General features: G+C 60.1%; 15 protein-coding genes and 2 pseudogenes. 8 read left to right on the forward strand and 9 right to left on the reverse strand.

The genetic code is table 11. The annotated features are described in order from the left end of the window. Positions 1 to 186: 186 nt before the first annotated feature. Both G7009_RS02450 and G7009_RS02455 read right to left on the reverse strand, forming a co-directional pair. Positions 187 to 1,518 carry a sensor histidine kinase gene (locus G7009_RS02450; RefSeq protein ID WP_181128394.1) on the reverse strand — a complete coding sequence of 444 codons (1,332 nt, stop codon included), beginning with the start codon at positions 1,516 to 1,518 and terminating at the stop codon, positions 187 to 189. A 69-nt stretch (positions 1,519 to 1,587) separates the two neighbouring features. Continuing rightward, positions 1,588 to 2,004 (reverse strand): Spy/CpxP family protein refolding chaperone, encoded by a 417-nt coding sequence (locus tag G7009_RS02455; RefSeq protein ID WP_181128395.1) that lies wholly within the window; start codon positions 2,002 to 2,004, stop codon positions 1,588 to 1,590. A gap of 712 nt (positions 2,005 to 2,716) precedes the next feature. On the opposite strand from G7009_RS02455, the gene G7009_RS02460 reads away from it, so the two are divergent. Further along, positions 2,717 to 3,532, forward strand: a complete 816-nt coding sequence (locus tag G7009_RS02460; protein ID WP_181128396.1) for a UDP-2,3-diacylglucosamine diphosphatase — start codon at positions 2,717 to 2,719, stop codon at positions 3,530 to 3,532. A gap of 267 nt (positions 3,533 to 3,799) precedes the next feature. On the opposite strand, the gene G7009_RS02465 is transcribed toward G7009_RS02460, so the two are convergent. Next, complete coding sequence (locus G7009_RS02465) at positions 3,800 to 4,111, reverse strand: DUF962 domain-containing protein (protein ID WP_181128397.1); 312 nt, start codon at positions 4,109 to 4,111, stop codon at positions 3,800 to 3,802. A 155-nt stretch (positions 4,112 to 4,266) separates the two neighbouring features. On the opposite strand from G7009_RS02465, the pseudogene G7009_RS02470 reads away from it, so the two are divergent. Beyond that, positions 4,267 to 5,330: pseudogene (locus G7009_RS02470) on the forward strand (AraC family transcriptional regulator). Here G7009_RS02470 and G7009_RS02475 read toward each other — a convergent pair. Continuing rightward, complete coding sequence (locus G7009_RS02475) at positions 5,287 to 6,741, reverse strand: TrkH family potassium uptake protein (protein WP_181128398.1); 1,455 nt, start codon at positions 6,739 to 6,741, stop codon at positions 5,287 to 5,289. The pseudogene G7009_RS02470 and the gene G7009_RS02475 sit on opposite strands and share 44 nt — an antisense overlap. A 102-nt stretch (positions 6,742 to 6,843) precedes the next feature. On the opposite strand from G7009_RS02475, the gene G7009_RS02480 reads away from it, so the two are divergent. Then, positions 6,844 to 7,401: an NAD(P)H nitroreductase gene (locus tag G7009_RS02480; protein ID WP_181128399.1), complete on the forward strand. Its 558-nt coding sequence runs from the start codon at positions 6,844 to 6,846 to the stop codon at positions 7,399 to 7,401. A gap of 302 nt (positions 7,402 to 7,703) precedes the next feature. Here the strand turns inward: G7009_RS02480 and G7009_RS02485 are convergent, their stop codons facing one another. Then, the gene (locus tag G7009_RS02485) at positions 7,704 to 8,501 is read right to left on the reverse strand and encodes a lipopolysaccharide biosynthesis protein (protein WP_181128400.1); all 798 of its coding nucleotides are present in this window, start codon (positions 8,499 to 8,501) and stop codon (positions 7,704 to 7,706) included. Between the two features lie 415 nt (positions 8,502 to 8,916). Between G7009_RS02485 and G7009_RS02490 the strand changes: the two genes are divergently transcribed. Beyond that, positions 8,917 to 9,849, forward strand: a complete 933-nt coding sequence (locus G7009_RS02490; RefSeq protein ID WP_181128401.1) for a KpsF/GutQ family sugar-phosphate isomerase — start codon at positions 8,917 to 8,919, stop codon at positions 9,847 to 9,849. A gap of 395 nt (positions 9,850 to 10,244) precedes the next feature. On the opposite strand, the gene kdsA is transcribed toward G7009_RS02490, so the two are convergent. Both kdsA and G7009_RS02500 read right to left on the reverse strand, forming a co-directional pair. After that, positions 10,245 to 11,087, reverse strand: coding sequence for a 3-deoxy-8-phosphooctulonate synthase (kdsA, locus tag G7009_RS02495; RefSeq protein ID WP_181128402.1), 843 nt, complete (start codon positions 11,085 to 11,087; stop codon positions 10,245 to 10,247). Between the two features lie 351 nt (positions 11,088 to 11,438). Next, a complete protein-coding gene (locus tag G7009_RS02500) occupies positions 11,439 to 12,281 on the reverse strand; it encodes a lipopolysaccharide kinase InaA family protein (RefSeq protein ID WP_181128403.1) in 843 nt (280 codons plus the stop codon). A 527-nt stretch (positions 12,282 to 12,808) separates the two neighbouring features. On the opposite strand from G7009_RS02500, the gene G7009_RS02505 reads away from it, so the two are divergent. Continuing rightward, positions 12,809 to 13,108 (forward strand): DUF3077 domain-containing protein, encoded by a 300-nt coding sequence (locus G7009_RS02505; protein WP_181128404.1) that lies wholly within the window; start codon positions 12,809 to 12,811, stop codon positions 13,106 to 13,108. A 1,407-nt stretch (positions 13,109 to 14,515) separates the two neighbouring features. Here G7009_RS02505 and G7009_RS02510 read toward each other — a convergent pair. Further along, entirely contained in the window at positions 14,516 to 15,409 is an 894-nt protein-coding gene (locus tag G7009_RS02510) for a LysR family transcriptional regulator (protein ID WP_181128405.1), read from the reverse strand. 94 nt (positions 15,410 to 15,503) lie between these two features. On the opposite strand from G7009_RS02510, the gene G7009_RS02515 reads away from it, so the two are divergent. Together G7009_RS02515 and G7009_RS02520 are read left to right on the forward strand one after the other, a co-directional pair. Continuing rightward, a complete protein-coding gene (locus G7009_RS02515) occupies positions 15,504 to 16,691 on the forward strand; it encodes an MFS transporter (RefSeq protein WP_181128406.1) in 1,188 nt (395 codons plus the stop codon). A 157-nt stretch (positions 16,692 to 16,848) separates the two neighbouring features. Beyond that, positions 16,849 to 17,472, forward strand: coding sequence for a glutathione S-transferase family protein (locus G7009_RS02520; RefSeq protein WP_181128407.1), 624 nt, complete (start codon positions 16,849 to 16,851; stop codon positions 17,470 to 17,472). 119 nt (positions 17,473 to 17,591) lie between these two features. Here G7009_RS02520 and G7009_RS02525 read toward each other — a convergent pair whose 3' ends face one another. Beyond that, positions 17,592 to 17,840: an NAD(P)-dependent oxidoreductase gene (locus G7009_RS02525; RefSeq protein WP_308813303.1), complete on the reverse strand. Its 249-nt coding sequence runs from the start codon at positions 17,838 to 17,840 to the stop codon at positions 17,592 to 17,594. On the opposite strand from G7009_RS02525, the pseudogene G7009_RS02530 reads away from it, so the two are divergent. Next, positions 17,788 to 18,623: pseudogene (locus G7009_RS02530) on the forward strand (LysR substrate-binding domain-containing protein). The gene G7009_RS02525 and the pseudogene G7009_RS02530 overlap by 53 nt on opposite strands. Positions 18,624 to 18,875 lie beyond the last annotated feature (252 nt).

The raw sequence follows: 18,875 nt of genomic DNA on the forward strand, positions 1-18,875 counted from the left end.
CGCCACCGGGACACCGCGCACCGGTGGCGAGCGGGCTTGTCCCGCGATAGGCCGGCAGCGTCACTGAAGATTCCAGAAGCCAAACAAGAGCGCCAGCCAACGAAACTTGATGACTTTTCCTCGACTGACCAGCATCAGGCCATTATCCGGCGTGTGCTAGGCACAAGTGAAAGGTACGTTACGCCCTCAACCCCCCACCGGCTTCGTCAACGGCAACTCCAGCCGGGCGACGAAGCCGCCCTGAGCATGGTTTTCGAACACCAGGCTCCCGCCATGACGTTCCACTGCCTTGCGGGCAATCGCCAGTCCCAAGCCATGACCCGATGCTTGCTGCCCCGGCGCGCGGAAGAAGGGTTCTCCCAGGCGCGCCAGATGCTCCGGCGCCGCGCCGGGACCATGGTCGCGCACACTCAGGAGAATGCGATCCTGATCACCCTGGGCGCTGATCTCGATGGGTTGGCCCACGGGGTTGAAGCGCAAGGCGTTGCGTACCAGGTTGTCCACGGCTCGCTCGATCAAGGTCGGCCAGCCCATCAACGTCAGGCCGGGCGTACTTTCCAGGCGAATCTCCTGGTCCGGCGCGCTGAGCTGGGCATCCTTGCGTACGCTGCCGAGCAAGGCATTGAGGTCGACCGTTTCGGCATGGGCCTGTTCAGCATCGACGCGAGCCAGTTCGAGGATTTCGCTGATCAGGTCTTCCAGGCGATCGCATTCTCGGGTCAGGCGCGGCCACAGGGCTTCGCGCTGGGCAGGCTCGGCGCGTTCGGCCAGTGCCAGGGCGATGCGCAGACGCGCCAGCGGGGAACGCAACTCATGGGATACATCACGTAGCAGTTGGCGCTGGCTGCCGATAAGGCTCTGCAAGCGCGCGCCCATCTTGTTGAAGTCGTTGGCCAGGACCCCGAACTCGTCCCGCCTGTCAGCCAGGCGCGCCAGGCTGTTCTGCTGGTAGCTGGCCTGGCCCAGGTCGTGCACCGCCCCACGCAGTCGACTCAGCGGCCGGGTGATCGACAGCGTCACCAACAGGCTGAACAACGTCAACACCACCAAGGCGATGCCCAGTGCGCTGAGGGGCCACAGCAGGCTGTCGCGGTGCCAGGCATCCAGCTCGGGGTGGGGAATGCGGTAGATCAGCAGGTAGGTCTCGCCGCTGCGAGGGCTGGTGTATTCCTCGGTCAGTCGTCGCCAAGGCAGGCGCTTGTCATTGTGCTGGCGCGCCTCGAAAGCTGCCGCCCGCCGCGGGAACGTGCCTGGCACCACGGCTTCGCCGCTCTCGTTGAGCACCTGTACATCGATCTTGAAGCGTTGCCTGCGGCGCTCCAGGAACTGCTGCGCGGAGTCGACACCTTCCTGTTCATAATGCTCGGCCCAATGACTGGCCAAGGTGTTCAGGCCCGGATGACGGCTGAGGATCCAGGCATCCTGGTTCAGCATATGGCCGAGCAGAATGGACAGACCGGCGACCAGGGTGATGGCCAGCCAGAAACTCGCCAGGATGCGCCAGAACAATGAACGCAAGACAACACCTCCTACAAACGGGAAAAGCCCGACCTGCCGCAGGGGCGGGTCGGGCGTGCGGTCGACAGCTTACTGGGCCTTGCTGGCTTTTTCAGCTTTCCAGGCCTTGAATTCCTGCCACTCGGCCTTGCGTTCGGCGCGTTTCTTTTGCATTTCGTCGAACTGCTTCTGCTGTTCTGGCTTGAGCAGGCCGCGGATTTCAGCTTGGGTCTTGTCGTGCCGTGCCTTGAGCTCGTCCTTCATGGCTTTCTGCTCGGCGGCCGGCAGCTTGTCCAGGTAGCGCTTGGTGATGTCGCGATGGGCTTTCATGTCCTCGCCCTTGAGCTTGCCGATCTGCTGGCGCTGTTCGTGGGTCAGGTCCAGTTGAGCGTAAGGCGCGCCACCGCGGTGATGTGGGCCTTCGTGACGCGGGCCGCCTTCTGGCATGGCCATGGCAACGGTTGGCAGAGCGGCGGCGAACATCAGAGCGATCAGGGTCTTGCGCATGGTGTCTCTCCTTTCGAGGGCCGGTGTTTACCGGATGTGCTCAGTTTAGGGAGATCAAGGTCAAGGGCGGTCAGGTGAGCGTAAAGCTTGCGTAAAGACGATGGTGACGTCATGACGTTCGACGCTGCCCATTGCTCCCTGCAGGCGGGCGAGAGCTGCTTGGCGTGACTGCGACGGGATCGCTAATGCAGTGTCGCTGCTGCGGCATCTTTCGCACGTTGAACAGGGATAGTGTGGCTTTGGCGTGACTGCGACGGGATCGCCAAGGCAGTGTCGCTGCCGCGGCATCTTTCGCACGTTGAACAGGACAGTGTGGCTTTGGCGTGACTGCGACGGGATCGCCAAGGCAGTGTCGCTGCCGCGGCATCTTTCGCACGTTGAACAGGGATAGTGTGGCTTTGGCGTGACTGCGACGGGATCGCTAATGCAGTGTCGCTGCTGCGGCATCTTTCGCACGTTGAACAGGGATAGTGTGGCTTTGGCGTGACTGCGACGGGATCGCCAAGACAGTTTCGCTACCGCGGCATCTTTCGCACGTTGAACAGGACAGTGTGGCTTTGGCGTGACTGCGACGGGATCGCCAAAGCGGTGTCGCTACCGCAGCATCTTTCGCACGCTGGACAGCATTGCCTTCGCGTATCTGTCATGGCAACGCCACCGCGTTGTCACCTGGATCTGTCACCCTCCTGCAAACAGCGCCGGAGGCCGATCCATGACCCACGTCGAATGCTCTCGACCGTCGCGCAAGCAACGTGTACGCACGTTGTGGATCTCCGATGTGCACCTGGGCACCCGGGACTGCCAGGCCGAGCACCTGTCGCGTTTTCTCAAGGGCTACCAGGCCGACCGCGTCTATCTGGTCGGCGATATCATCGACGGCTGGAAGCTGCGCGGGGGGATCTACTGGCCGCAGGCCCACACCAACGTCATCCGCCGCCTGCTGACCATGAGCAAGCGCGGGACCGAGGTGATCTATGTCACCGGCAACCATGACGAATTCCTGCGGCGTTACTCGACGCTCGTTCTTGGCAATATTCAATTGGTCGATCAGGCCGAGCATTTGACCGCGGACGGTCGGCGGTTGCTGGTAATCCATGGCGACCAGTTCGATGTGATCACTCGGTATCACCGATGGCTGGCGTTTCTGGGTGACCGGGCCTATGAGGTGACGTTGGTGCTCAACCGCTGGCTGAACCACTGGCGGGCGCGTTATGGCTATGGGTATTGGTCGCTCTCCGCTTACCTCAAGCACAAGGTGAAGGGAGCGGTGAACTTCATCAGCGACTTCGAACAGGCCATCACCCATGAGTGCACCCGGCGCGGATTTCATGGGGTAGTGTGCGGGCATATTCATCATGCCGAGATTCGCAAGGTGGGCGATGTGGATTATTTCAATTGTGGCGATTGGGTGGAGTCCTGCACGGCGTTGATCGAGCACTGGGATGGGCAGATCGAGCTGTATCGGCTGGCCGAGGTGCAGCAGGGGCGCTTAGGGCAGGCAATGCCTAGGGTGAAAGAGCCGGTTTGATCGGGTTTGTAAGGGCTGGCCTTGATGTCGATCAGTTGACGCAAAAGTAATCATACTGAAGCTTATCTTCAATCTTACAGATCTTCTGTGACGCTGATGGCCTCTCGCGAGACTGGCCCGCTCACCACCGTGGCGGGGTGTGAAAGTACGCATTGCCCCCAGTGGTGAGCGGGCTAGTCCCGCGATGAGGCCATCAGCCGCACCGCCTCTCCAGTGGCAAGCGGGCTTGCCGGACCACCCGCGATAAAGCCGTCAGCCGCCTCCCACTCAAAGCTTCACCTTCCCCCGCAAAATATCGCGAAACATGGCGAAATCCCCGATCAAGCTGTAAAAAGGATAGGTAAAGGTCGCCGGCCGATTCTTCTCGAAGAAAAAGTGCCCGGCCCAGGCGAACCCATACCCGGCCAGTGGCACCGCCACCAACAGTAGCCACTCGCCGCTGGCAATGGCATAAGCCAGCAGCGCGATGACCAGACTGGTCCCGACAAAATGCAAACGGCGACAGGTGGGGTTGCTGTGCTCTCCCAGGTAATAAGGGTAGAACTCGGCAAAACTGCGGTATTGCGCTGTACGGGTCATGACTGTGCTTCCAAGGCTGCTCTGACTGAAAGGGTAGGACTGCGTGGAACCTGATTCGAGTCTAGAGTGATAAGCGGTACTGGCCAGTGACAATAAGCGCCAATTGAATATCCTTTGCAATCTACCGCGGGAGCGGTCAGCACAAGAAGTCGCCCATGAGTGAGAGAACCACGTCAGCCAGCTGGGCTTCAGGGATCGTCAAGGCACTCGAACTCGAAGGGCTCGATTGCCGCGCTATGTTCAAGCAACTAGGGCTCGATTTTTCCGCCCTCGACGACCCTGACGCACGTTTTCGCCAGGATGACATGACCCGGCTCTGGCAATTGGCCGTGGAATTGTCGGGCAATCAGGCCGTCGGCCTGAACATGTCGCGGGTGGTGCGGCCGGCATCCTTCCATGTGGTCGGCTATGCGTTGATGTCGAGCCGTACCCTGGCCGAAGGTTTCCATCGCCTGGTGCGCTATCAGCGCATCATTGCAGAAAGCTCCGACCTGAGTTTCCATCTGCACGACGGCAACTACACCCTCGTACTGACCGTGCATGGCGATCACCTGCCGCCTACTCGCCACAGCGCCGAGGCTTCACTCGCCTGCGCCTTGTCACTGTGCAGCTGGCTCAGCGGCCGAGCGATCCAGCTGCGAAGGGTGCTGATCCAGGGGCCACAGCCGGCGGATGTGGAACCTTACCGAAAGGCATTCCGCGCACCGCTGATATTCGACGCGCCGCATGATGCGCTGGTCTTCGAACGAGCCGACATGGAAGCAGCGCTACCGACCGCCAACGAGGCCATGGCCATCCTGCATGATCGCTTCGCCGGGGAGTACCTGGCGCGTTTCTCGGAAAGCCGGGTGACCCACCGCGCCCGCCAGGTGCTGTGCCGGATCCTGCCCGAGGGCGAACCCAAGCGCGAAGCGGTCGCCCAGGCCCTGCACATGTCCCAGCGCACCTTGCAGCGTCGGCTGCAGGAAGAAGGCACCAGCTTCCAGAACCTGCTCGACGACACCCGCCGTGAACTGGCTGAGCAATACCTGGCCCAGCCTGCGATGACGTTGCTGCAAACCGCCTACCTGCTGGGCTTCGCCGACCCGAGCAACTTCTACCGCGCCTTCCGGCGCTGGTTCGACACCACGCCGAGCGAGTATCGCGGCCGGCGGGGCGCGGCGGCCGCGCAAGACTCAGTGGCGCCAGAAGGCCGGCATGCACAGCACCAGCACGGTGATGATCTCCAGGCGGCCAAGCAGCATGCCGCCCGCCAGGATCCACTTGGCCGCATCGGGCAGGGTAGAGAAGTTGCCCGCGGGCCCGATCACTTCGCCGAGGCCCGGACCGACACCGGATACGGTGCTGGCGGCACCGGTCAGGGCGGTCATCCAGTCGACCCCCAGCAGTGACAGCAGCAGGGCGATGATGCAGATGGTGATCGCGAAGAAGAACGAGAACGTCAGGATCGAGCGCACGATCTCTTCATCGAGACGGTGGCCGTTGTACTTCTGCTTGATCACCGCGCGTGGGTGGATCAGCTGGTTGAGGCTGGCCTTGAGCAGGATGTAGGCGACCTGGAAACGGAAGATCTTGATCCCGCCCGCCGTCGAACCGGAGCAACCGCCGATGAAGCCCAGGTAGAAGAACAGCATGAGCGAGAAGTTGCCCCACAGACTGTAGTCACCCAGGGCGAAGCCGGTGGTGGTGACCACCGAGGTGACGTTCAGGGCCACGTGGCGCAGGGCGTCGAACCACGGCAGGTTGTTGGTGGCCCAGTACCAGGTGCCGAGCACGATCCAGGTAGCCACCAGCAAGCCGAGCAGTCCCTGGACCTGCTGGTCGCGAATCATCGCGCCGCGATTGCCGCGCAAGGTGGCCACATACAGGGTGAACGGCAGGCTGCCGAGGATCATCACCACCACCGCGACCCAGTGCACGGCAGGCATGTCCCACTTGGCCAGAGACTGGTCGGAGGTGGAGAACCCGCCGGTGGAGATCGCCGACATGGCATGGTTGACCGCATCGAACAACCCCATCCCCGCCCACCAGAAGGCCAGACTGCCCAGCACCGTGATGCCGACGTACACCAGCACGATCGACTTGGCGACCATGTGCGAGCGCGGCATGACCTTTTCCGAGCGATCGGACGACTCGGTCTGGAACAGGCGCATGCCACCGATGCGCAGCAACGGCAGGATCGCCACCGCCATGCCGATGAAGCCGATGCCGCCCAGCCAGTGCAGCATCGAGCGCCACATCAGGATGCCCGGCGACATGCTGTCCAGCCCGCTCAATACGGTCGAACCGGTGGCGGTGATGCCGGACATGCTTTCGAAGAAGGCGTTGGTGTAGCTGATGTGCTGGGTCAGCAGGAAGGGCAGGGCGGCGAACAGACCCACCACCAGCCAGCTGCTGACCGTCAGCAGGTACATGTCGCGAGGCCGCAGGTGCACGTGCTCCGGCCGTCCCGGTATGACCAGGGCCAACCCGGCAACGAAGGTGATCAGGCTTGACCAGAGGAAGGAATGCATGTCGCCGGTGCGTTCGAAGATCACCAGGGTCGCCATGGGGACGACCATGCTGACCGCCAGGGTGATGAGGAAGATGCCGATGATGAAACCAATGATCCTTAAGGTCGGCAACGCCATGTGATCTGCTCTGACTTGGAACGGAAGGGCGCCATTCTACCTATGGACCTTTCGAAGTAAACGCTAGAATGACCGCACATTCATCTTTCTTGGGGGTAGCCGATGGAGGCTCTTGATGCGTTGCTCAACCGTGTGTCCGTGGCACGTTTGACCGACCCCGCGCCTGATGGCGCTCAGCGCGAAGCCTTGTTTCAGGCCGCTTTGCGCGCGCCCGACCATGGCCAGCTGCGGCCGTGGCGTTTTCTCACCATCGAAGGCGAGGGCCGTGATCGCCTGGGCGAGCTGTTCGCCGAAGCGGTGGAGCGCAAGGGCGACGCCACGTCCAAGGCGCTGGACAAGGCCCGCGCCATGCCATTGCGCGCGCCGTTGCTGATCGTGGTGATCGCTTGTCTGCAGGATCATTACAAGGTGCCCAAGTCCGAGCAGCGCCTGGCCGCCGGTTGCGCCGCACACGGTATTCTCCTGGCTGCCCATGCCCAAGGGATCGGCGCGGTGTGGCGCACCGGCGACCTGGCGTTCGATGACCATGTGCATCAGGGTCTGGGGATGGCGGAGAACGAAGAGGTGATCGGTTATCTGTATGTCGGAACGCCGGAGAACCAACCGCGCCCGGCGCCGGTGCTGGAAACGGCCGAGTTCGTGCAGGGCTGGGGAGGCTGAATAGAGCGCTCGAGGCGGGTGGGTGGGCAAGGCCAGCCAGTTGTGGCGAGGCAGCCTGGTTTTCGGATGCTGGAGGTTTGGCTTTCGGTTTCAGAATCGGCTGGGCTTTTAAGGGCCTATCGCGGGACAAGCCCGCTCGCCACCTGGGTTTTCGCCACGCCCGCGCATCGGTGGCGAGCGGGCTTGTCCCGCGACAGGGCCAGCAGATGCCCAGCAGATCTTGAAATCCTGAAGAGAAGTTCCAGCATCTGAAAATCGGGATACCTGCTTTAACGGGCAGGTCCCTGCCAACGCATCGCGGCTCAACCGGGCAGGTGACGAGCCACCAGCGCCCTTGCCTGGGCTACATCGATCTTGGGGATCACCGAGGTCGGGACACGCGACGTGGCCGACAGGTTGTAAACCTGGAACCTGTCATCGATCACTCTCTGCCTCATCAACGCCAGTGACGGCAGGATACGACGCTCCCAATGCTGGTCCAGCCCGCAAGGGGAGTGCCCTGTCTGGCCCGTTTCATAGAAGCGTCCCACCGATTGGTCGAGATCCACTCCGACCAGAAACACCTCGCTGAAACCGAGATGGCAAGCCAGCTGCAGCGCCACGTAGGCGACGGTCCTGGCATCGAAAAAGCCCTTGCTCAGGTTTCTGCTGAAGCCGATCGAGCGCCCACGTTTGCTCCAGAAAGTCCAACTGCGCACCAGCGATCCCGTGCCCAGCCAATCCTCGAGCGAAAGGGCACGGGCCTTGAACAACGGATAGCGGTTGGTGACAGGCGGGATATCGTGCTCTTGCAGGCGCTCTGGCCATAGCAACAGATTATTGCTGTGTTGCAACGCCCAGGCATAGAGCTCGGGCTGTTGATTGGGGAAGTCCAGATCGGAGCAGACGTAGAAGAACGGCTTGATCGGGGTGCCCATCAACATGGAGACCGAACCGTTCATTGCGATCACTGGCACATCGGGGAAATGAGCCAGATCAAAATGCCGGGCACTTTGGCCTGAGGCGAGAATGATGACAGGACCTTTGCAGGTCTTATGGCACGTCTCGAAAGAGCGCAACATTTCTTGTGAACATGCTGCCGTTGGTTTTTTGGGGCGCATAAGAAGCCGAAAGTTGCTGAGACGATTTGACGGGCGCGAGTGGTGCGGATAGCTGAAGTTGTAGCTTTGATGGACAGGATAAACAAGCCGTATAGCACAAGTGTTTTACGCTGGCCAATGTTCATCGTGGATACGTGGTTTGGATGTTGTTGCGGATTGTGAGTGACCACAAGTTCAGAGTGACGGGGTGGTTGTATGGGTAATCGGAGCAGTCTCTATTTAGGGGCTTATACAGCCGCACCCGCCAGATGCGGAAAAGCCGATTCCAAGCAGGGTATGTTCATACAACCCTAGCCTCCACACTCAGCCAAACGCAGCCCCTTCGGCCCACCAAGACACCAAGCTTTGCGTGATAACGCAAACCCCCTTAAGATCCCCGCCCATTATCAGCCTGTCGACACGATCACCCTCCTTGATGAACCACCTTCCAATCGCAAGAAAATCCCTGATCGCCCAAGCCCAGGCCGTCACCCAGATGGCCGGCCGCCTGAACGATGAATTCCAGAATGCCGTCGAATTGATCCTTGGCTGCAAAGGCCGGACAGTCGTCTGCGGCATGGGCAAATCGGGTCTGATCGGCAAGAAAATGGTCGCCACCTTCGCTTCCACCGGCACGCCGAGTTTCTTCCTGCACCCCGCCGAAGCGTTCCACGGCGATCTCGGCATGCTCAAGCCGGTCGACGTGCTGATTCTGATCAGCTACAGCGGCGAAACCGAAGAACTGATCAAGCTGATCCCGAGCGTCAAGTCGTTCGGCAACACGATCATCGCCATGACCGGCAATGGCAGCTCCACCTTGGCCAAGCATGCCGATATCTGGCTGGATATCTCAGTAGAGCGCGAAGTCTGCCCCAACAATCTGGCGCCGACGACTTCGACCCTCGCGACCATGGCGATGGGCGATGCCCTGGCAGTCGCGTTGATCGAGGCCATCGGGTTCAAACCCATGGACTTCGCGCGCTACCACCCCGGTGGCAGCCTGGGTCGCAAGTTGCTGACTCGCGTTCGGGACGTCATGCATTCGCCAGCGCCGGTGGTCACACCCGACACCCGTTTTCATGACTGCCTGTTGGTCATGACACAGAGCCGTCTGGGTATGACCCTGGTGATCGACCAAGACAAACTGGTCGGCATAGTCACCGACGGAGATGTCCGCCGAGCCTTGTTGGAAGACGAAGGAACCGTTGATGCCGTTGTCTCCGAATTCATGACCACCACCCCGCATACCATTGACCAGGATGCCCGGCTGGCGACGGCGGAGGCCTATATGATCGATAACAAGATTCGGGTGCTGGCAGTTACGGGGGAGGGGAATGCGGTAGTGGGTATCGTCGAGATTTTCGACTGACTTTACCTGTGCTCGGGTGTCTCTGATTGACTCGATATGAACGGGCATGTGTAGCCAATGCCAGTCAATTAAGGCAAAACATTCGATCTTCACAGGCTGAAGCTTATCTGAGGGGTCTCGAAGTTTTGTGATGCTGATGGCCCTGTCGCGGGACTAGCCCGCTCGCCACCTGGTATGGGTTTCGCTGCACCACGCACCGGTGGCGAGCGGGCTAGTCCCGCGACAGGGCCATCAGCACCACTGAAGATTTCAGAAACCCCAGGATATGCCCCAGTATGCAAGAGCGAATTTTTTCTACTTAACTGACTGACAGTGGGCGTGTGAGCCTCTTCTGCAACCACTCGACGGCTGCTGCTCCAAACGGGCCGACATCACGATATCGACCCTTCGCAAACTCAGCGAATGTTCAGCGGCGGGAACGATTTGACCAGATCATCCAGCGCTTTGATCTGCGCCAGGAATGGCTCCAGTTGATCCAGCGGCAGGGCGCTTGGCCCATCGCACTTGGCCTGGTCCGGATCCGGATGCGCTTCCAGGAACAGCCCCGCCAGGCCAACGCCCATGCCAGCACGGGCCAGCTCGACGACCTGCTCGCGACGGCCACCCGAGGCGGCGCCCGAAGGGTCGCGCTGCTGCAGGGCGTGAGTCACGTCGAAGATGACCGGCAGATCATCGCAGGTACGCTTCATGACACCGAAACCCAGCATGTCGACCACCAGGTTGTCGTAACCCAGGCAGGTGCCACGGTCGCACAGGATCAACTGGTCGTTACCGGCTTCCTTGAACTTCTGCACGATGTTCTGCACTTGCGACGGGCTCAGGAACTGCGGTTTCTTGATGTTCACGGGCTTGCCCGTCTTGGCGAGCGCCATCACCAGGTCGGTCTGGCGCGCCAGGAAGGCCGGCAACTGCAGCACGTCGACCACTTCGGCCACCGGGCCCGCCTGGTGGATCTCATGGACGTCGGTAATGACCGGTACGCCGAATTCAGCCTTGACCTTCTCGAAGATGCGCAGGCCTTCTTCCATGCCTGGGCCACGGTAGGAGTGGATCGAGGAGCGGTTGGCCTTGTCGAAGCTCGCCTTGAAGACGTAAGGAATCCCCAGTTTCTCTGTGACACGCACGTACTCGGCACACGCCGTCAGGGCCAGGTCCAGCGACTCCAGCACATTGACACCTCCGAAGAGTACGAAGGGCAAGGAGTTTGAGCATTCGATGGAGGAGGAAATTTTGATCATCTGTTCACTTCACATATCTGGCTGAGGTGGAAAGCTCGGTTGGGGGTAGTATAACGAGCTTGCGTCAGAGGGTCAGGATTTATTGGTTGTCGGATGTGCGCGAGGGGGTCACATATAAGCCAGAATATTGAGTCTGCTGTTCGGCTCGACGAGATGGTTTAATGATCACGGACACCTAAATGCTCGGGGTGTCAAAAAAGTTGAGCGCCATGCAAGTCTTGATAATGTTCTTGTGTAGTTGAAATGGCAGAACAGTCGGCTGTCTGTTAAGTGGCTAGAGTGTTTTGAGGGATTTTAAAATCAATAATGCCCCGTGTTAAGGATCAACCGGGGCACTTGTGTGTTTTCCGACTACCAATGCCGTTTCAACACACCACGGTGGAAGATCTCGCGGCGCTCGAGACGGCCAACGTCCTGGTGCTTGCTGATGTCGTAGATCTCGGAAAAGGCCGGGCGATCGAGGTGTGGGTAAGCGCCCAGTGCCGCCTCCACCAAGGCGTCGTAGTCGGCCTCGGTGATGTAGCGGTACATCTCGCGGTAATAGAAGAACCCCATCTGGAAGCCGAGCACTTCGCTGAAGTGGCTGGTTGGCTCGTAGAAGCAGTTCTCGAGGTCGATGGCGTGGGCCGGTCCGTCTCCCTTTTTGGGCAACATGACATTCGCCGCCCACAGGTCCATGTGCACGATGTCGTGCGAGTGCAATGAGGCCAGCAGCTCTAATACCGCGCTGATCAAAGGACGGATGGCCTGTGGGTCGCGTCTTATCAGCGTAAAGCCGTCGACGTGATCTTTCAGCAATTCCGTGATCAGGAAAAAGTCCTCGACCAGACCGAGGCGCGAGCGTCGATAACCGTAGCCGAGTAATCGAGGGACACGAGCGCCGCGACGATAGGCTTCGCACGTATTGATCATTTCTTCGATCGCCCAGTCATAGATGCCGCTGCGCTTGGGGTTGCCCCGATGGACGCGTAGCTTCTTCTTCAGCGAGTCCAGTTGTTCTCGTTTGGTGAACAGGGCGCTTTGCTGGCAATCCAGCGGGGCGCTGACCCGCTTGGCGGCGGCCGGGGAGTCGATCAGGCGTTCCAGGGCCGTCCGTGTGTAGGCGGGTATCTCATCGGTGAAGTGCAAAGTGGTGCGCTGGTGGCGCACGGTGTATGGAAAATCCTTGCGCCATTGCTGGTATTGCCCTGTCACTGAGTCCTCGCACGGTGTTGAATCGATATTGTTGTGCCGGGGATTTTACACATGCGTGGGATTAATCCTATAAGAAACGGACTTTTCTATCGGCGGTATCGCTCGGCTCGTTGGGCTGCGCTGTCGCGTAGAGAGCAAAGCCCTCAAGCGCGGTGAATATTCTGTGGGAGCGGCGGTTCGCCGATGCGATTTACCCGCGAAGCAGGCACCGCGGGTTATGGCACCGGCTTCGCCGGTTCGCGGGTAAATCGCATCGGTGAACCGCCGCTCCCACAGGGACCTGCTAAATAAATGAGTTAGCGTTGTTCTATGAGAGCGTAATTACACAGCTGGAATACAGCGTCCTCCTACGTGTCTCTGTTATGGCCTTCTCGGAACGTCCCAGTACAGTAGCAACGATGCAATCTTCAGATTTTCCTTATTCTTGTAGTCCATTTCCCAAACATACTCTTACCGCCTTTGCGCTTTTGCAGTGATTTCCTTGGGCCTCTAGTCCCGCTGGGTCATTACCAATCCAACGACCGGTTTTGGCAGGCCGCCCAACTGGCCTTTCCACGCTGCAGTCCATCGGCGTTGGCACCTTCGACGAAGGGGCTGACGAGAGTATTGGGCACCGGCTGTTTCGTGTGGTGCCGGGGCATGACCTGGACTATGTACTGGAGCAGTCGTTATTGATGATGGGTTGCGTGTACAAGCTGACGCGTGAAGCCAGCCTTGCGCCGGACGACACCTTGGTGCTGGCGGCGTATTACCTGAGCGGAATGGCCAAGGCGTTGATCGAGGATATGGCGTTGGCGCGCACGTTGGGTTTCGAGGGGGAGGGATAGTGGTGGAGCGAATCTACAGGGCGATGATCGGCGCGTTCATGGGGGGGTGGTTCGGTGTTTCCATGACTAACGGATCGCCCTGACAGGATTCATTACCAGGCGAGTCCTTCGGCCTCGATCGCAGGGCAAGCCAGCTCCCACCGGTTTAGTGCAAGCTGTGAGAAGGCGCACGATGCCAAAACTATGGTTTTGTACAGTCCGGATAGAGCCTGTTGGTTACAGGCAAGCCAGCCCCCATCGGTTTAGTGCAAGCTGTGAGAAGGCGCACGATGCCAAAACTATGGTTTTGTACAGTCCGGATAGAGCATGTTGGTTACAGGCAAGCCAGCCCCCATCGGTTTAGTGCAAGCTGTGAGAAGGCGCACGACGTCAAAACTATGGTTTTGTACAGTCCGATAGAGCATGTTGTTACAGGCAAGCCAGCTCCCACCGGTTTAGTGCAAGCTGTGAGAAGGCGCACGACGCCAAAACTATGGTTTTGTACAGTCCGAATAGAGCCTGTTGGTTACAGGCAAGCCAGCCCCCACCGGTTTAGTGCAAGCTGTGAGAAAGCGCACGATGCCAAAACTATGGTTTTGTACAGTCCGGATAGAGCCTGTTGGTTACAGGCAAGCCAGCCCCCATCGGTTTAGTGCAAGCTGTGAGAAGGCGCACGACGCCAAAACTATGGTTTTGTACAGTCCGAATAGAGCCTGTTGGTTACAGGCAAGCCAGCTCCCACCGGTTTAGTGCAAGCTGTGAGAAGGCGCACGATGCCAAAACTATGGTTTTGTACAGTCCGAATAGAGCCTGTTGGTTACAGGCAAGCCAGCTCCCATCGGTTCAGTGCAAGCTGTGAGAAGGCGCACGACGCCAAAACTATGGTTTTGTACAGTCCGAATAGAGCCTGTTGGTTACAGGCAAGCCAGCTCCCACCGGTTTAATGCAAGCTGTGAGAAGGCGCACGACGCCAAAACTATGGTTTGTACAGTCCGAATAGAGCCTGTTGGTTACAAGCAAGCCAGCTCCCACCGGTTCAGTGCAAGCTGTGAGAAGGCGCACGACGCCAAAACTATGGTTTTGTACAGTCCGAATAGAGCCCTGTTGGTTACAGGCAAGCCAGCTCCCACCGGTTTAATGCAAGCTGTGAGAAGGCGCACGACGCCAAAACTATGGTTTGTACAGTCCGAATAGAGCCTGTTGGTTACAAGCAAGCCAGCTCCCATCGGGTTCTGTACCAAACCAGAGCATTAGCATCGTGCACTTTCTCACGGTTTGCACTGAACCGGTGGGAGCTGGCTTGCCCTGCGATCGAGTCCGAAGGACTCGCCTGGTAATACAACATGCTCATTCAACGCAGAAGCTGGGGTTACACATGACCCAGAAAAACGTCGGAAGGCCTCGAAAATCCCGACCAACCTGCGTCGCTCATAGCCGATGATGCTCCCGCAAGAAATCAATGAACACCCGCACCCGCGCCGGCATTGCCGGACCACCCACGAACACCGCGTGGATCGGCTCCTTGTCCCCAGGGTTGTACGCCTCCAGCAACGGCACCAACCGACCGCTCTTCAGATCCTCAGCCACGCTGAAGACACCGATGCGCGCGATACCGGCCCCAAGTCGGGCCAACTGTGCCAGTGCCTCGCCGCTGCTGCATTCGATAGTCCCGGCGACCTTCAGTGAAAAACCTTGCCCATCACGACTGAACGGCCAGTCGGGTGCGGTCCGCACGAAGTTGAATCGCAGACAGTTGTGCCGAACCAAGTCTTCAGGTTCACGAGGCGTGCCGTGACGTTCCAGATACGCCGGCGAAGCGACGATGACTTGGCCAGTACCGCCAATGCAGCGAGCGCTCAGGGGGCTGTCCGGCAAATGACCGAAGCGCAACGCGACATCGGCTTCCCCGCCCAGGATGTCGACGACTTCATCGCCCAGCGTCAGGTCCACCAATACCTCCGGATAACGAGCGCTGAACGCCGCCACCAAGGGCACGATGGTCAACCGACCGTGGCCAAGCGCCGCGCTGACCCTCAGTCGACCTCTCGGCACGCCTTGGTCAGTGATGGCTTCCTCGACCTCGGCCATGTCGGCAAGGATGCGCCGCGCAGCGCGTAGATAGGCCTCGCCCTCGGCGGTCAGGGTGATCGCCCGGGTGGTACGTAGCAGCAAGCGGGTACCCAGGCGCTGTTCGGTACGCGCGATGACCCGGCTGACCGCAGAGGGTGTCAGCCCCAACGCCCGGGCCGCAGCGGACAAGCTCCCTTCCTGCGCCACCTTGGCGAACACCTCCATCTCCCCGGATCGCCCGCTGATATCCATTTGTGCCTCTGACGCAAAGGTGTTTGCCCGCGACACGGGCTACCGCTTGAAAAGATCTGATCGTACCATTCCCCGCACAGATAAGGAGTCGTTCATGCGTATCAATCCACCCTTGGTAGCCCTGTCCATCGGTGCCTTCGGCATCGGTGTCACCGAGTTCGCCCCCATGGGCATGCTGCCCAGTATCGCCGCGGACCTGGGCGTATCGATCCCCGCGGCGGGGCTGCTGGTCAGCGCCTACGCCCTCGGCGTGCTGATCGGCGCGCCCTTGATGACACTGGCCACGGTCAGGGTTCCAAGGCGCTACCTGCTGATCGGCCTGATGGCCATTTTCGCGCTGGGCAACCTCATGTCGGCGCTGGCAACCGATTACCAGAGCCTGCTCGTCGCCCGCGTGGTGACCTCGCTCAACCATGGCGCGTTCTTCGGGGTCGGCTCGATCGTGGCGGCCAGCGTGGTACCGCCGGAGAAGCGTGCAGGCGCCGTGGCAGCCATGTTCATGGGGCTCACGCTGGCGACCATCGGCGGGGTGCCGTTGGCCACCTGGTTCGGCGAGTTGATGGGTTGGCGCACCGCGTTCTGGGGCATCGCCGGCCTGGGTGTCGTGGCGATGGTCGCGCTCTGGTTCGCCCTGCCCGATATGCCCCTGCCTGAAAACGACGGGGTACTGGCCGAGATCCGCGTGCTGGGCCGTGGGCCAGTGCTGGCGGCGCTGGCGCTGACCGTCGTCGGCTCGGCGGCGATGTTTACCGTCTTCACCTACATCGCGCCGATCCTGCACAGCGAGACCCATGCCTCCACCACCTTCATCACCGGCATGCTGGTGCTGTTCGGGGTCGGCCTGACCTTGGGCAACGTGTGGGGCGGCAAGGCCGCGGACCGTTCGATCGATCGCACCTTGATCGTCTCGCTGGTCGTGTTGATCGCCGTATTGCTGGCGTTCTCGGTACTGATGCGCTGGCAGTTGCCGACCGCGCTGGCGATCCTGGTCTGGGGCGCCGCCAGCTTCGCCTTGGTACCGCCTTTGCAGATGCGGGTCATGGAGGCGGCCAAGGATGCGCCCAACCTGGCATCCGCGGTGAATATCGGCGCGTTCAATTTCGGCAATGCGATCGGTGCCGCGCTGGGCGGTGCCGTGATCAATGCAGGGCTGGGGTATCCGGCGATTTCGCTCGCTGGCGCGATGATGGCGGGGTTGGGGCTGGTGATGGTGCTGATGTTTGGCTGGCGTTCGCGGCGTGTTGTGGCGGGTGGGGGAGGCAAGTCGAGCGCAGTGGCGTAGGTTGGTTCTTGCTTGAGAGGAGCTGGCTTGCGGAGGTCGGTCCGTTGCTCGAGGCCATCATGCTTGATCTGTTGTGGTTTAAAGCAGCGCTTGAGGCTTCCCTTGACCGCTAACCATATCGTCATGGAGCATTTCCCTCCCAGACAAGGATGAATACATGATACGGATACTAGGCAGGGCTACCTCCATCAATGTGCGCAAGGTGCTATGGACATGCGCCGAGATTGGCATCTCTTTCGAGCAGGAAGACTGGGGCACAGGTTTCGAATCGACCCAGACGCCTGAATTCCTGGCGCTGAACCCGAATGCCATGATGCCCGTCATCCAGGATGGCGATTTCACGCTGTGGGAATCGAATTCCATCATTCGCTACCTGGCAACGCGGTACGGCGACACTGCTCTCTATCCGGTCGAAGCAAGAGCAAGGGCGAAAGTCGATCAGTGGATCGATTGGCAGGCTTCGGATCTGAACCGGTCCTGGAGCTATGCGTTCATGTCGCTGGTCCGTCATTCTCCCTTGCATCAGGACGCTCAGGCACTCATGGCAGGATGTGCGGAGTGGTCCAGGTACATGCGGATTCTGGATCGGCAGCTCGAGTCGACCGGGGGTTACGTTGCTGGTGACCAGTTTTCGCTGGCGGACATACCCATTGGCCTGTCCGTCAATCGGTGGTTTGAAACGCCTTTCGATCGGCCTGGCTTGCCGGTGGTAAGTTCCTATTACGAGCGGTTGAGCCAGCGAGCCGGGTTTTGCCGGTATGGGAGAAACGGGGTGCCTTGAGGTGCCTTACTGACAGATACCAGTGCCATACGAACCGAATGTTGTACCTTGCGACACTGGCTGCAGTGACAAAGAGTCACTGCTCTTGGCGCCGCGACCAGCTAATGGCTGACCGCTGCTCAAACCACCCCATCAGGCGGCGTTCTACCCTCAACAACGCAACCCAGATTGATCGCCGCCGTGCGCGCCATCAGCTCCCGTGCCTCGCGGGTCGCTGAACCGATATGAGGCAGCGCCAACAGCTTGTTCAACTCCAACAAAGGAGAATCGGCGGGCAACGGTTCCTGGGCGAACACATCCAGCGCCGCCCCACGGATGGCATGTCGTTGGAGCGCATCGATCAGGGCCGCACGCCAGTTGCATGTCACCCATGGCGCGGTGAGTCGGCAGGTGAGGCTGCTGGAGGACGCCATAGGCGTCGAGCTGTTCGAGCGACGTAACCGGGCGATCTTTCTCAATGACGCCGGCAGGGAGCTGTTCAACGTCACCAGGTCCTTGTTCGAGCAACTGGAAAGCACCGTTCCCCGGCTGCAGAAAGGCGTTCGTGAAGAAGTGCTGGTGATCTCCTGCGAGCCGACCATCGCAATGAAATGGCTGATTCCGCGCTTGCCTGATTTCCAGGCCGCCCAACCGCACCTGCAGCTGCAACTCCTTGCCGCGGGCGGTCCCATAGACTTCGCTCGATCAGGCGTCGATCTGGCGGTGCGTCGCGATGATTTCTACTGGGACGCGTCGATCCACTGCGAGACGATCTGCGAAGAATGGATCGGTCCGGTCTGTACCCCGGCTTCGTATCCGCAAGGTGGCCGGCTCGATGGCATGCGCCTGCTCCATAGCAAGACGCGCCCGTTGGCCTGGGAAAGCTGGTTGCGCCTGTCGGGGACGGCGGCACCGAATGCGACCAGGCTCGACTACGAGCATTTCTACTTGTGCCTCCAGGCCGCGGCGGGGTCAGCATGGCGTCGTTGCTCATGGTTCAGGACGAGGTCGAGTGCGGGCAGTTGATCGCCCCGTTCGGCTTCATGCGGGACGGGGCGATCAACTGCCTGCTGTCGCCGCGCCCGCTCGAGGAAAGCGCCAAGTGCCAGGTGTTCCGCGATTGGATCACCGCCCAGATGGCGCGCGGCATCCGGCGGATAGAAGAGGTCTGATTTTCGCTGGAAGGGGGGCGCGAGCACGCTTTGAGGACCAAGATCCAAAAGCAAGATCAAGGGGAAGTCGTCGATTCAAATGCTGGCGCTCAGCCTTCGGCTCCCGGATTCTTCAGTGATGCTACTGGCCTCATCGCGGGACAAGCCCGCTCGCCACTGATACGCGCATGTCCCGGTGGCGAGCGGGCTTGTCCCGCGATAGGCCAGTAGCCTCACTGAAATTCGAAAGCCGAATATTTTTCTTAACTGACT

The sequence above is a fragment of the Pseudomonas capeferrum genome, from assembly GCF_013523055.1.
Lineage (GTDB): Bacteria > Pseudomonadota > Gammaproteobacteria > Pseudomonadales > Pseudomonadaceae > Aquipseudomonas > Aquipseudomonas capeferrum_A.